The sequence below is a fragment of the Brevibacterium jeotgali genome (assembly GCF_900169175.1).
In the GTDB taxonomy this organism is placed as follows: Bacteria; Actinomycetota; Actinomycetes; order Actinomycetales; family Brevibacteriaceae; genus Brevibacterium; species Brevibacterium jeotgali.
The window spans coordinates 353413-367278 of the sequence record NZ_FXZM01000001.1 but is presented as its reverse complement, the minus strand read 5'-3'; the positions used below and the strand labels follow the sequence as shown (position 1 = coordinate 367278).

Below are 13866 nucleotides of genomic sequence, written 5' to 3'. Positions count from 1 at the left end.
ACGACTGTCCTGCGCTCACGATGTTCCTCCCATCCAGACTTTACTGTCGGCCTCGGAATTCCACCGAGTCAACCGGTCCCCCTGTGAGGGAGGACGCGGGTCGCGGACTATCACCGCCGGTACGGAATCTCGCCGTCCCCGGAACATGCGGAACCCAGTGTAGCAAGCGACGTGTGGCGTGGCACACCCGGGTCCGAGACGGGGCGCCCGCGCCGTGTCCGTGCCCTCGCCTAGAGTGCCGATACGGTGGAGATCTCCGCCGGTACCGGACGGATGCGAAGACCGGAGGCGCCAGATGCAGGACAGCGGACCGAACGAGAACGGACTCCTGGAGGAGGCCGCACGACTCCTGGGTGATCTCACCGGCAATCCCGATGCGCAGCTGCGCGACGGTCAGGCCGAGGCGATCGAGGCGCTCGTCGCGGATCGTCGCAGGGCGCTCGTCGTGCAGCGCACCGGCTGGGGGAAATCGGCCGTCTACTTCATCGCGGCGAAGCTCATGCGCAGTGCCGGACGCGGACCCTCCCTCATCATCTCGCCGCTGCTCGCTCTCATGCGCGACCAGGTCGCCGCGGCAGCGCGTGCCGGCGTGGTCGCGCGCACGCTGAACTCCTCGAACATGACGGAATGGGACGAGGTCCGTGACGATCTCGCGGCAGGCCGCGTCGACGTCCTGCTCGTCTCGCCGGAGCGGCTCACGAACCCCGCCTTCCGGGACTCCGTGCTGCCGGATCTGATCGGCGCGGTGGGCATGATCGTCGTGGACGAAGCGCACTGCATCTCCGACTGGGGCCACGACTTCCGCCCCGACTACCGCCGCATCGGCGCGATGATCCGGGATCTGCCGCCCGGCACCCCGGTCCTCGCCACGACTGCCACGGCGAATTCGAGGGTGGTCGCAGACGTCGCCGAGCAGCTGGGCGACGACACGCTCGTCATCCGGGGCGAGCTCGCTCGAGCGTCCTTGAGGCTCGGCGTGACACCTGTGCGCCCGCCCGGGGTGCGACTGGCCTGGCTGGCGGAGCATCTGGGTGACTTCTGGGGGTCCGGAATCATCTACACCCTCACCGTGTCGGCGGCGCAGGACGCCACGCGCGCCCTGCGGGACTCCGGATGGGAGGTCGAGACCTACACGGGCGGCACGGATACGGAGGAGCGCGAGCGGCTGGAGGTCGCGCTCAAGGAGAACCGGGTGAAGGCACTCGTGGCGACCTCGGCTCTGGGCATGGGCTTCGACAAGCCCGACCTGGGCTTCGTCATCCATCTGGGCGCCCCGTCCTCTCCCGTCGCCTACTACCAGCAGGTCGGACGTGCAGGGCGCGCGACGTCGTCGGCGGACGTGCTCCTGATGCCCGGCAATGAGGACTCCGACATCTGGGAGTACTTCGCGACCGCCTCGATGCCTTCGGAGGAGGACGCGCAGGGGGTGCTCGCAGCGCTGGACAGGGAGGGGACGCTGTCCGTCCCCGCGCTGGAGACCCGGGTGGGTGTGAGGCGCGGTCGCCTCGAACTGCTCCTCAAGACGCTGAGCGTCGACGGGGCGGTCCAGCGCGTGCGCGGCGGGTACAGCTCGACGGGGGTCGGGTGGAGCTACGACGGGGAGCGCTACCGCCACGTGGCGGAGGTGCGACGTGCGGAGGCGCAGGCGATGCTGGAGTACGAGACGACGACGGGCTGCCGGATGCGGTACCTCGTCGACGCGCTCGACGATCCGGACCCGCAGGACTGCGGACGCTGCGACACCTGCGATGCGCAGTGGTGGGACGACTCGGTGAGCGATGAGGCCCGTCATCAGGCTCGTCAGGTGCTGTCCGCCGTGGGGATCCCCCTCGAGCCGCGGGGGCAGTGGCCTTCGGGGATGGCCAACCTGGGCGTCCGGCTGTCCGGCCGCATCCCGGTCGAGGAACGGGCGGAGGAGGGCCGCGCGGTCGCGCGCCTCACGGATCTGGGAGCCGGGCAGAGGCTGCGGGAATTCCTCGCGCCGGCTGCCGCGGACGGTCCGGTGCCCGACGACATCGGTGCGCTGTGCGTGCAGACGCTCCAGCAGTGGAGGTGGGAGCGCCGTCCCGATGCGATCATCGCGGTTCCCAGCGCAGGTCGTCCGCAGACCGTGCGCTCACTCGCGGCGAACCTGGCGGCCGCGGGCAAGCTCGAGGATCTGGGGGATCTGCAGCTGGTCCATGACCACGGTGGACCGGACGTCAACAGCGCCTTCCGGCTCAAGGAGGTGCACAACGCCTTCGCGCTGTCGCCGGAGCAGGCGGATCAGGTGCGTGGACGCGCGGTGCTGCTCGTCGACGACATGGTCGTCTCCCGGTGGACGCTCACCGTGTGTGCTCGGGAGCTGAGGCTGGCCGGTGCGGAGGCGGTGCTCCCGTTCGCGCTCGCCGTCCGCGGCTGATGCGGTGCACGATCGCCATGACGATCGCCGCGCACACCGCGTATGCGACGGTCGTCGTGAGGACGGCGAATGCGAAGTCGTGCAGAGAGAAGCCGGAGGCCGTCCGAGTCGTGGGGGAGAGCGCCCGGGACGCACCGTAGACGACAGTTGCGGATCCGGCGCCGGCGACGAGCACGGGGATCGCGAACATCCAGGCTGCGAGCTCTGGACGCCGCTGCGGGACCGCACGCGCGTCCCGTCGTGCCACTCGCAGCCACAGCCAGACGACGACGCCGAGCGCCCCGAGCAGACTGGAGGCGTACTGGAGCAGCAGGCTGTAGGAGAACCCGGCGATCGATCCCTGCAGCACACCGATCCGCTCCGAGATCACGGCGCCCTCGTCCGTGAGCTGGTCCCAGAAGAGGTGCGTGAGTGATCCGATGAGCAGTGCGGGGAGGGCGAGCAGCCACGGACGCACTCCCGTCGGGGCCGGGTTCGTCCGATCGCGCAGAGGCTTCGGCAGCGCGTCCCTGTAGGCAGGGCGCAGCAGCAGCCACCACAGGGCCAGGACGATCAGTCCGATGAGGACGTTGACGGTCAGGAGGCCCGTCAGGGAGTGGAGGAACTCGTACTGGTCGAACATCGTCGGCAGGGTGGGACCGTCGACCAGCAGCGTCAGCACGTCGAGCCCCGGAATCGCACGAGCGAAGAGCGGCAGGTCGGGGACGACAGTGCCGATGACGAGGGCGCCGAGCGGCAGGCCCGTCCTGGCGAGGGGCGCGACCGCGAGGGGGTGAGCGAACGTGACGGGCATCGGTGTCGGGCTCCTGGCACTCTGACGGGACATCTCAGAATAGGCGCTCCGACTGTGTGCGCCCCGACAGACTGAAGGGTGTACGCAGACAGGCTGAGAGGTGGCGCAGATGACTCCGCGCGCACTCGCAGGACAGACTTGTGAGTGCAGACAGGCAGGTGCTCGTGCCCACCGGTGCGTGCACTCGTCTGCTGGACACGAGAGGGGATCCATGCGCATCTACGGCTTCGACGAGTACGGCGGACCGGGCGTCCAGCACTTCCATGAGGTGGAGGAGCCCCCGCTGCGTGACGGGTGCGTGAGGATCCGCACTGCTGCGGCCGGGGTGAATCCGGCGGACGTCAAGGTGCGCTCAGGTGCCCGCCAGAGCGGCTTCCCGGTCGCGTTCCCGATGGCGATGGGCCGTGAGGCGTGCGGCCAGGTCGTCGAGCTGGGGCCCGGTGCGCCGCACCGGATCTCCGTCGGCGACCGCGTGTTCGGCTCCTGTGCTCCCGGGGTCGGGGCCTTCGCGGAGACGTCTGTGCTCGATGCGACGAGCGCCGTCCGCCTTCCCCCGAGCCTCGATCCCGTGCGGGCGGCGTGCATCCCGGTTGCGGTGGGCACCGCGCACGATGCGATCGCGGAGCTCGAGTGCGGCGCCGGCGACACGGTCCTGGTCCTCGGGGCGGGCGGCGGTGTGGGTGTGCACGCGATCCAGCTCGCACGGTTGGCCGGAGCGCGCGTGCTCGCCGTCGCGAGTGCGGGCAAGCAGGACCTGCTCGCGGGACTCGGTGTCGAGCACATCGCGTCCGGGGCCGGCTGGGAGGAGCGGGTCCGGGAGCTGACGGCCGGCGACGGGGCCCGGCCGGTCGATGCGTTCCTCGACTGCGTGGGCGGCAGGGCGCTCGCGGGCGGTCTCACTCTGCTGGCGGGCACCCGGATGCGCAGTGTCGCGGACCCGGAGACGGCCTCGGCCGCGGGTGGTTCAGGGGTCGTCCGGAGACGGACTGCGGAGGTCTTCGGTGCGCTCGCCTCGCGGGCGGCCGCGGGGAGCCTCGACGTCGTCATCGACGACGTGGTGCCGTTCGCCGAGGCCGCACGGGCGGTCGAGCGAGTCGAAGCCGGTCACGCGCGCGGGAAGACGGTTGTGACGTTCACCTGAGCGTGTGGGCGGGGCGCGTGCGCCTCACCCGACCGACGGCCATGCGTTCGGTTCGCACCCCTGCAGGCCCTTCGTCTGCTGCTGCATCAGCGGTGCGGTCCGGCCTGGCTCCGGGCAGGTCTCGTGGCCGTGGCCCAGTGCGTGTCCGACCTCGTGGTTGATGAGGTACTGCCGGTACTGGGTCAGCGAGTCGAACTCGTCCGTGGCAGACACCCACCGCTTCGCATTGAGGATGACGTCGCGGCCGCTGCGGCACGACAGTTCACCGTTGGTGATGAGCGGAGCACACATCTGGTCGGTCGTGTTCGGCGAGGCGAGGCTGATCACGGCGTCCGCACCGTCGGCCTCCGCCACGAGGCCGAAGGAGACGCCGTCGAGTTCCTCCCACCCCCGTTCGTCGCGGAGCGTCTCCATGATGAATGCGGAGGCCTGCTCCACGTCGATGGGCAGGTTCGACTCGACCCGGACGGCGACGTCGAAGGGTGCGCCGTCGCCGGTGGCCTCCGACCCCACCGAAGCGGTGTCCCATTCGCCGCTGCCGGCTGAGGGGACGTCTGTGGGCAGCGGCGTGGGCGAGGCTGTGCTGGGTGCGCCGGACGGCGTCGGCTCCAGGCCGACGAGCGGTTCCGCTGTGCCTGCGGCGCTCGGGGATGCAGATCCGCCGCTCGCAGGTGCGCTCGTGGCCGGGCGCTCACCCCCGTTCACACATCCGGCGAGCACGGTGAGGGCGATGACCGCCGTCGCCGCGGGTGCTGTGGATCGGGGGAGGGGCCTGCGAGTGCGCACCCGCTCAGGATCTCATCCCCCGGCCGCTGAGGCGACGACCGGCATCAGGTCGGGGACCCGGCGGTCCGGCGGGCCGGTGGGTCGGGGACTCGGCGGGCCGGGGACTCTCGGCGGTCCGGGGGCCCGGGCGTCGGTGATCTGGGGACCCGGGGCCGCCGCCGGCAGCCGGGGTCGACGGCGGCTCACAGGTGCGAAGACCAGTCCTCACGACCAGCGCCCCGAAGCAGTCGCGAGGCCGCGCATCCGCTGGGCCGTCCGGGCGAAGGCGTCGGGTGGGAGGCTGTGGGTGGGGCCGGTGACGGTGAGGGCGGCTTCGACCGTTCCGTCCGGCAGGCGCAGCGGCACCGCGACGGCGGTGATGTGCTGTTCCCACTCCTCGTTCGATGCGGCCCAGTCCTGTCCGCGTGCCCGGGCGAGCTCGGCTTCCAGCCCGTCCGTGTGCGTGATCGTCCGCTCCGTGTGCGGCTCGAGCGTGAGTCCAGCGATGGTCTGCCGCGCGGACTCGCTGTGTGCGAGCAGCATCTTCCCGGAGCTGGTCGCGTGCCCCGGCGTCCGCAGGCCCACATAGTGCCGGGGCGCGAGCAGCCCGGTGCCCACGGCCTGGGACACATTGACGGCATGGACGTCGTCGAGCACTGCGACGTTCGCGGTGAGGCTCAGATCCTCCGCGACCCGGTCGCAGAGGCGCTGCGCGATCTGCGAGAAGTCCAGTCTGCTGGTGACCGCGCTCGCCAGGCGCACGAGTCCGAACCCCAGGGCGTAGGTGCCGCCCGCGTCCCGCTGCTCGACGAGACCGTGCGCGGCGAGCGAGGACAGGATGCGTGACGCGGTCGATTTGTGGACGCCGAGCCGCTCTGCGACCTGACCGACGCTCGCGGTGCCGGTCGCGGCGAGGGCTTCGAGCGCCTCTGCCGCCCTGTCGACGGACTGGATCCCCATGCGTCACCCTCCTGCTCCTGTGCGGACTCCGACGGCTCTGCGAGTTCCGACGCAGTGTCCTCACCCTCTTGACGTGGTTCTCGTCACACGCTTGAATGGTTGCACGATACGCGCCCGTTGCAGTATATGCAACACAGGTCAGGTCGATGGTGACCCCGCCAGTGCGTGCATCCCCTCAGGACACCCCCTCAGCACCGCCCCACAGCACATCCACCACCGTATGCAGGAGGCGCCATGACCGGCACCGCCCCCAGAACCACCGCCAGCAGCGCGGCCACGACCCTCCCCGATCGTGTGAGCGCGCACCACCCTGAACCCGTCGACCCCTCGTCCCGCATCGTCGTCATCGGCGCAGGTGTCGTGGGCGCGGCACTTGCGGATGAATTGGTGATGCGCGGCTGCACGCACGTCACGGTCATCGACCAGGGACCCCTGCCCGTCACCGGTGGGTCGTCCTCGCACGCGCCCGGCTTCGTCTTCCAGGTCAACGGCTCCAGAGTGATGTGCGGCCTGGCGCAGAGGACGCTCGACAAGCTCGACGGGCTCGAAGTCGACGGCCGGCGCGTCCTCGACCGCACCGGTGGCCTCGAGGTCGCGACCACCGACGGCCAGCTCGCAGAGCTGCGCAGACGCTACGGCTACGCCCGCGCCTGGGGCGTGCCCGCGGAGCTCATCGACCCCAGCCGCGTCGCACAGCTGTGGCCCGGCGTCGACACGTCGCAGATCATCGGGGCGCTGCACACCCCGACCGACGGCGTCGTCTTCTCGAAGCGAGCGGTCGAGTACCAGCTGGCGCGTGCGGAGGAGGGCGGTGCGGTGGCCATCGGGCTGACCCGTGTCGTCGACGTCGAAGCGGAGGACGGGCGCGTCACGGGAGTCGTCGTCGAGGATGCGGCAGTCACCCCTTCGGACGGGGCCTCGGCGGACGGCACCCCGTCGGACGGCACCCCGTCGGACGGCACCTCGTCGGTCGGCGCCTCGGCGGGTGGGAGCCGCCGCACGATCCCGGCCGATGTCGTCGTCGCGACCGGCGGCATCTGGGGGCACCTGCTGGGGAAGCTGGGCGGGCTGCGGCTGCCGATGCACCCGATGGAGCACGGGTACGCATGGACGGCGCCGGTCTCGGACCTGCCGGGCACCGCCCCGGACGGTACGACGCTGGCCGACGACCAGGCCGGCCGGCCGATGATCCGTCACCAGGGTGCAGGTCTGTACATCCGCGAGTTCGGCGACCGGATCGGCATCGGGGCCTACGAGCACAGGCCGATTCCGATCGCGCCGGAGGACCTCACCGACACGGCGCACCTGCTGGAATCGGGTCAGGAGCCGGCGAAGCGGGCCTTCACCCACGAGGACTTCGAGTTCTGCAGGGCGGAGGCCGCCCGCCTGCTCCCCGCGATCGCGGACCTGCCGCTGGAGGACGCGTTCAACGGCGTCTTCTCCTTCACCCCTGACGGCGGCCCGATGCTCGGGCCCTCGCCGCGGCTCGACGGATTCTGGGCTGCGCAGGCGATCTGGGTGACGGCCTCGGCAGGCTGTGCTGAAGTGCTGGCCGACTGGATGATCACCGGCGATCCCGGCGTGGCGACCCAGGAGCTCGACTTCGCGCGCTTCGACCCCGCTCTGCTGAGCGACCAGTGGATCCGTGAGCGCGCGGCGGAGGCCTACGACGAGGTCTACGACGTCACGTTCCCCCACCAGGGCACCGCGGTGACACGTGGGCTCAAGACGAGCCCGTTCCACACGCGGATCCAGGAAGCGGGCGGCTGCTTCGATGAGGCGAACGGCTGGGAGCGGGCTCTGTGGCACGGACAGAACGCGAAGCTCCTGAACGACCCCCAGTTCCGCACCCGTCCCGTCAAGGCGTTCGGTGCCGCGGCCGCTGCGGCGACGGCACTCACGGATCCGGCGGTGCCGGGAGCAGTGGGCGGAGCCGCGGGCGAGGCCGGGACCGGGGACCCGGGTGGGGCCGCGGGCGGCGACGCCGACGAATCAGTCCCGGTGGTCGTCCCACGACGCGATGCGTGGGACCAGGTGAACTGGTCGCCCATCGCGGCGGCGGAGGCGTGGGCGACCCGCAACCGCGTCGCGGCCTACGACATGACGTCCCTCACCCGCTACCGCGTGCGCGGTGCCGGGGCGACGGAGTGGCTCGAGCGCCTGAACACGAACAAAGTGGGCAAGCTGCCCGGCGCGGTCACCTACTCGCTCATGCTGGACGAGACGGGCGGGATCCTCTCCGACATCACGGTCACCAGCCTGGGCGGTGAGGAGTACATGATCGGGGCGAACGGACCGCTCGACCTGGACCGCCTCTCGCGCCTGCTGCCGGCGTCCGGCACCGTCGTGCTCGACGACATCACGACGTCGACGTGCTGCGTGGGCCTGTGGGGACCTCGGGGGCGGGACGTGCTCGCCCCGATCACGGAAGGCGACATCAGCCACGAGGGCCTCCGCTACTTCCGCGCAGCCCGGATCCGGGTGGCCGGCGTGCCGGTGCTCGCGCTGCGGGTGAGCTACGTCGGAGAGCTCGGCTGGGAACTGTACACGGAGGCCGCCCACGGGCTGCGGCTCTGGGACGCGATCATGGAAGCGGGGGCCCCGTACGGGATCGTGCCCGGCGGGCGTGCGGCGTTCTCCAGCCTGCGGTTGGAGAAGGGATACCGCGCGTGGGGCTCCGACATGACCCGCGAGGACACCCCGGACGATGCGGGACTGGGCTTCGCAGTGCGGATGCAGAAGGACGGCGGGTTCGTCGGTCGGGAGGCGCTCGAGGAGCAGCCGTCGCGCGGGCGGAGGCTCGTCGCATTCGGGATGCGGATGGACGCGGGCCGTCCGGAGGCGGGGTCGCCGGTCTTCGCGGGGACCGGGTCCGGTGCGGTCGGCACGGAGGCGTTCGTCTCCACGGAGGCGTCTGCCGCGGAGTCGCCGACCGGTCAGGCCCTGGACGCCGATGCCGTCGGCTGGGTCACGAGCGCCGACTTCGGCTATGTCACCGGCCAGGTCATCGGACTCGCCTGGGTCGCTGCGGAGTACGCGGAGCCGGGCTCGCGGCTGGGGATCATGCGGTTCGGGCGAGTCCTGGATGCCGAGGTCCTGGCCGAACCTGTCTACGACGCCGGGATGAGCCGCATCCGCCGGTGAGCAGCGGGCTGTGAGCGGTGGAGATCCGCGAGGGGCGGGTCACTGGTTCGAGGGGCGGGCGCAGACGGCTGTCCTTCGAACCAGCGACCCGTCCCTCGCGCGTGCGAGACCGTGCGTGAGGCCGGGGCGAGTCGTGCGTCGTGGTGCGGTCCTGCGGATGTTCCTGCGCCTGTCACGCGTCGATGATGAGGTCCGTCGTCGCCGTTGAGCAGCAGGGCAGGAACTTGCCTGCATCGATCTCCCGCTGGCGGATGCCGCCCTGGTGGTTCATCTGCACCTCACCGGACAGCTTCACGGACTTGCACGACCCGCACATGCCCTCCTGGCAGTTCGCGCCGATCCGGATGCCCGACTGCTTGGCGACGGACAGGATCTCCTCTTCCTCGTCGATCCTGACGTTGAGCCTGCTGCGGACGAACGACATCGTGAGCGATCCCGTGCCCACGGTCTCGAAGTCTGCGGGGTCAGGGCCCGGCGCAGCCGAGTCGATGTCATCGCCCGCAGCGCCCGTACCTCCCGCAGAGGCCGCAGTGCCCGTGGTGCCCGCACTGCCCGTGGTGCCCGCACTGCCCGTGGTGCCCGCGGTGCCCGTAGACGCCGCAGCGCCCGTGGTGCCCGTAGAGCCCCGGGTGCCCGCGGCCTCGGACATCGGCGCCGCGGACGTCTTCACGGTCTCCGGCGCCGCGGACGTGGTGGCAGCCGCGGTGGTGTTCCGGGACCCGGCGGAGCCGCCGCCGGTGTCGGTCTCCAGGGCCTCGGCGTCGGGGTTCGAGACGAAGACGTTGAGCGCTGAGGTCTGGGCCTCGTGGAGGTCCTGGACCGCTTCCGCGTACTCCTCTGCGAGCTCCCCGGCCAGAGCGACCTCTTCCTTGTACTCGAGGCGCACCTGGCGGTCGCCGGAGAAGTACTCGACGTGGATGGCGGTCTCGTCGACCCCCAGCGTCACCAGGAGGTCCGCCGCGACGTCCAGGTAGCCTTCCGGTCCGCAGGCATACACATGGCGGCCGTTCGCGTCGGGGGCGACGTCGTCGATCATCGACGCCGTGAGCCGACCGACCATCCCCTCCCACGTCCCGTCGACGCTGCGGTCGCCCAGCGAGTAGTAGACGGTGATGCGCGAATCGACGGAGGCGAGGTACTCGAGTTCGCGCGAGAACGCGAAGGTCCCGGGCTTCGCGCCGTGGTACAGCATGACGATGTCGGCGTACCCCGGCAGCGAATGGATCGTCCGGATCATCGACATGATCGGGGTGATGCCGGACCCGGCCGCGAGCAGGAGGTAGCGGGGGCGCCGCTCCGCATCGGGCAGGTGGAACGCGCCCACGGGTCCCAGCATGTCGAGCACCGTCCCGGGGTGCACGGTGTCATGCACCCACCCGGAGACCCGCCCTTCCTCCTCCCGCTTGACCGTGATGTCGAACGTCCACGGCTGGGTCGGCGCCGATGAGATCGAGTAGCTGCGGTCCACCGGGTCCGCGTCCGGTCCGTCGACGGGGAAGGCGATGTTGAGGTACTGGCCCGGGCGGAATGCCAGCGGTGCACCGTCGACGCGGCGGAAGACGAAGGTCTTCATCCCGCCGGATTCGGGGACGGTGCCGACGCACTCCGCCTGGAACTCCTGGGGGTGCCACGGGTTGAGTGCGCGCGCCGCTCCCGCCTCCTCGGCAGTCGCCTGCAGGACGCGGTTCCACGGCATCTGGAGGTCGCGGATGCGCTCCGTGGCCTGCGCGTCCTGGCCGTTCGACCCGTGCTCGTGCGGCCCGTGCTCGTTCGACCTGTGCGCGCCGGCGGAGGCGGTCGGCGCCTGCTGTGCGTCCTGAGTCGCCGTCGAGGAGCTGCTCATGCGTAGTGCTCCTGCATCCGCTGGACGTACCAGCTGATGAAGGCCTCGACCTGGTACTCGCTCTTCATGTACGGGCCCGGTTCGTACGCGGGGCTGCTCGTGCCCTGCTGGCACAGCTCGACGAACGCCTTGTCCTGGAGGTTCGTCTGCTTCCACGTGTGCGTGAGCGTCTCGAGGTCGTAGTCGACCCCCTCAACCGCGTCGTCCGCCACCAGCCAGGTGGTCCGCACCAGGGTGCGGCCCGCCTCGAGCGGGAACGCGGAGAACGTGATGACGTGGTCGGACAGGAAGTGGAACCAGGAGTTGGGCTGCAGGTGCATCGAGCAGCGCCCCAGGCGGAAGTCCCGCAGGTCTCCCAGCAGCTTCTTCGACAGGCGGCGGCCGGACTCCGAGAAGGACTCCCCCTCTCCGTCCAGAGGCTCGCGCGAGATGCGGATGCCGGCGATGCGGGTGTCGAGCTCCTCGACGACCTCGTACGGCAGTCCGTAGCGGGCGCACCGCTGCTGGAGCGAGAGTTCCGCGGACAGGTTCCTCTCCCACACGTCCGCGAGGTGCGGGGGGACGATTCCGTCGGTGAGTCCCCACGTGGGGAACAGTGAGCACGCGAGCTCCGGGTGGCCGTCGCAGTGGTAGCACTCGCGGTTGTTCTCCATGACGAGCTTCCAGTTGCCCTCCTCGACCAGTTCCTGCTGGAACGCGACCTTCGTGCGTGAGAGGTCGTGCGGCGCCAGGTACGGCTCGAAGACTGCCGAGACCTCGTCGAAGTCCTCTGGGGGCTCGTCCGCGAGGCACACGAAGATCAGGCCCGAGACCTCCCGCGCGTGGGCGCGCTTGAGGTTGAAGCAGCCCGGTGCGAAATCGGCTTCGCCGGGGGCCGAGGCATGGATGAGTTCTCCCTCGGGGGAATAGGTCCACGAATGGTACTGGCAGACGAGGTTCCCGGTCGTTCCCGATGGTGCGGTCAGAACCCGCGCACCGCGATGCCTGCACACGTTGTGGAGTGCGTTGATGCCGCCGTCGTCGGTGCGGAGCACGATGAGCGAGTAGGGGCCGTACTCGACCGTGATGTAGTCGCCTGCGTCCGGAAGCTCCGCGATGCTGCCGGCGAACACCCAGTGCCGGCCGAAGACGCCTTCCATGTCCGCAGTGAAGAACGCGGGGTCGGTGTAGAAGGGCGCGGCGAGTGAGAATCCCGTGGGGCGTTCGGCGAGGAGCCGCACGTGGTCCGCGACGCGGTCCTGCGGGAGGGAATCGGTGAGCCGCCGGCCGGTCTTCGGGGTGAGGTTGACTGCGCGGGCCATAGGTCTGCTCCAAGCGTGAGAGTGCCGGGCGCACGTCGCTGTGGACCGGTTCTCCCGACACCATAGGAGTACTTGTCGTACTGGAAAAGCGCAGGTCTCAGCGGAATATCGTGCGCGGAAGCTGCATGGTTGAGAGATCTTGACGGCGGGGCTCAACGGCTCCAGACTTCGAGGACCGCTGCATATACGACTGATATATCAAACGATCGGAGGCTCGACGATGAGCAATAGAGCAGTCAGCTACGCGGGGCCCGGACGCGTCGAGGTGATTGATGCTCCGTATCCGGACTTCGAGCTCAAGGACGGACCCGGCGTCCACCCGGCCAACATCGGCCGACAGGTGCACCACGGGGTCATCCTCAAGACGATCGCGACGAACATCTGCGGCTCCGACCAGCACATGGTCCGCGGCAGGACGACGGCTCCAGAGGGGCTGGTCCTGGGTCACGAGATCACCGGCGAGGTCGTCGAGGTCGGTCGCGATGTGGAGTTCGTGCAGGTGGGCGACGTGGTCTCCGTGCCGTTCAACATCGCATGCGGCCGATGCCGCAACTGCAAGGAGGGGCAGACCGGCATCTGCCTGTCGGTGAACCCGGATCGCCCCGGCTCTGCCTACGGCTATGTCGACATGGGCGGCTGGGTCGGCGGCCAGGCCGAGTACGTCCTGGTCCCGTACGCGGATTGGAACGTCCTGACGTTCCCCGATCGAGACCAGGCGATGGAGAAGATCCTGGACCTCACGATGCTGTCCGATATCTTTCCGACCGGCTTCCACGGTGCTGTGGGCGCGGGCGTGACCGTCGGCTCCACCGTCTATGTCGCGGGGGCCGGCCCGGTCGGTCTGGCTGCGGCGACCTCGGCGCATCTGCTGGGCGCTGCCGTGGTCATCGTCGGAGACCTCAATGAGGACCGACTCGCGCAGGCGCGCAGCTTCGGCTGCGAGACCGTCGACGTGTCCCAGGGGAATCCGGTGGAGCAGATCGAGCAGATCCTGGGCGTGCCGGAAGTGGACTGCGGGATCGACGCGGTCGGCTTCGAGGCTCGCGGCCACGGAGCGGGGGCCGCGACCGAGGCCCCCGCCACCGTCCTCAATTCGCTCATGGAGATCACTCGTGCCGGTGGCAGCCTGGGCATCCCCGGCCTCTACGTCACGGGCGACCCGGGTGCGGTCGACGAGGCGGCGAAGCAGGGATCGCTGTCCATGCGGTTCGGATTGGGCTTCGCGAAGTCTCACACCTTCGTCACCGGCCAGTGCCCGGTCATGAAGTACCACCGGGGCCTCATGCACGCGATCCTCGCGGACAAGGTGACTATCGGGCGGAACGTGAACGCGACCCCGATCTCCCTGGACGACGCGCCCCAGGGCTACGCGGCGTTCGACGAGGGTGCGGCGCAGAAGTTCGTGCTCGACCCCCACGGGCTCATCCCGCGGTGACGGCCGTGGTGCGTGGTCGGGTGCGCGCGGCGGATGTCCTGTCCTCCTGCAGAGAAGTTCGCATCTGTTCGATTTGACTCTAG

General features: G+C 70.2%; 9 protein-coding genes and 1 riboswitch. Of the genes, 4 read left to right on the top strand and 5 right to left on the bottom strand.

Annotated elements, in window-relative coordinates:
* Positions 1-17: 17 nt before the first annotated feature.
* Positions 18-150: riboswitch (FMN riboswitch) on the bottom strand.
* Between the two features lie 145 nt (positions 151-295).
* The gene (locus tag BJEO58_RS01670) at positions 296-2401 is read left to right on the top strand and encodes a RecQ family ATP-dependent DNA helicase (protein WP_101587135.1); all 2106 of its coding nucleotides are present in this window, start codon (positions 296-298) and stop codon (positions 2399-2401) included.
* Here the strand turns inward: BJEO58_RS01670 and BJEO58_RS01665 are convergent.
* Positions 2325-3194 carry a DUF4184 family protein gene (locus BJEO58_RS01665; RefSeq protein WP_180951783.1) on the bottom strand — a complete coding sequence of 290 codons (870 nt, stop codon included), beginning with the start codon at positions 3192-3194 and terminating at the stop codon, positions 2325-2327. The two genes, BJEO58_RS01670 and BJEO58_RS01665, sit on opposite strands and share 77 nt — an antisense overlap.
* A gap of 211 nt (positions 3195-3405) precedes the next feature.
* Between BJEO58_RS01665 and BJEO58_RS01660 the strand changes: the two genes are divergently transcribed.
* Positions 3406-4335 (top strand): NADP-dependent oxidoreductase, encoded by a 930-nt coding sequence (locus BJEO58_RS01660; protein ID WP_101587131.1) that lies wholly within the window; start codon positions 3406-3408, stop codon positions 4333-4335.
* Positions 4336-4359: 24 nt separating this feature from the next.
* On the opposite strand, the gene BJEO58_RS01655 is transcribed toward BJEO58_RS01660, so the two are convergent.
* Both BJEO58_RS01655 and BJEO58_RS01650 read right to left on the bottom strand, forming a co-directional pair.
* Entirely contained in the window at positions 4360-5121 is a 762-nt protein-coding gene (locus BJEO58_RS01655) for a DUF3152 domain-containing protein (RefSeq protein WP_246075922.1), read from the bottom strand.
* A gap of 204 nt (positions 5122-5325) precedes the next feature.
* The gene (locus tag BJEO58_RS01650; RefSeq protein WP_101587129.1) at positions 5326-6060 is read right to left on the bottom strand and encodes an IclR family transcriptional regulator; all 735 of its coding nucleotides are present in this window, start codon (positions 6058-6060) and stop codon (positions 5326-5328) included.
* Between the two features lie 234 nt (positions 6061-6294).
* Between BJEO58_RS01650 and BJEO58_RS01645 the strand changes: the two genes are divergently transcribed.
* On the top strand, positions 6295-9204 hold the full coding sequence (locus tag BJEO58_RS01645) for a GcvT family protein (RefSeq protein WP_101587128.1): 2910 nt from the start codon (positions 6295-6297) through the stop codon (positions 9202-9204).
* 172 nt (positions 9205-9376) lie between these two features.
* Here BJEO58_RS01645 and BJEO58_RS01640 read toward each other — a convergent pair whose 3' ends face one another.
* Together BJEO58_RS01640 and BJEO58_RS01635 are read right to left on the bottom strand one after the other, a co-directional pair.
* The gene (locus BJEO58_RS01640; protein WP_101587258.1) at positions 9377-10900 is read right to left on the bottom strand and encodes an iron-sulfur cluster-binding domain-containing protein; all 1524 of its coding nucleotides are present in this window, start codon (positions 10898-10900) and stop codon (positions 9377-9379) included.
* A gap of 143 nt (positions 10901-11043) precedes the next feature.
* Positions 11044-12348, bottom strand: a complete 1305-nt coding sequence (locus tag BJEO58_RS01635) for an aromatic ring-hydroxylating oxygenase subunit alpha (RefSeq protein WP_101587125.1) — start codon at positions 12346-12348, stop codon at positions 11044-11046.
* A 220-nt stretch (positions 12349-12568) separates the two neighbouring features.
* Between BJEO58_RS01635 and fdhA the strand changes: the two genes are divergently transcribed.
* A complete protein-coding gene (fdhA, locus tag BJEO58_RS01630; protein ID WP_101587124.1) occupies positions 12569-13783 on the top strand; it encodes a formaldehyde dehydrogenase, glutathione-independent in 1215 nt (404 codons plus the stop codon).
* Positions 13784-13866 lie beyond the last annotated feature (83 nt).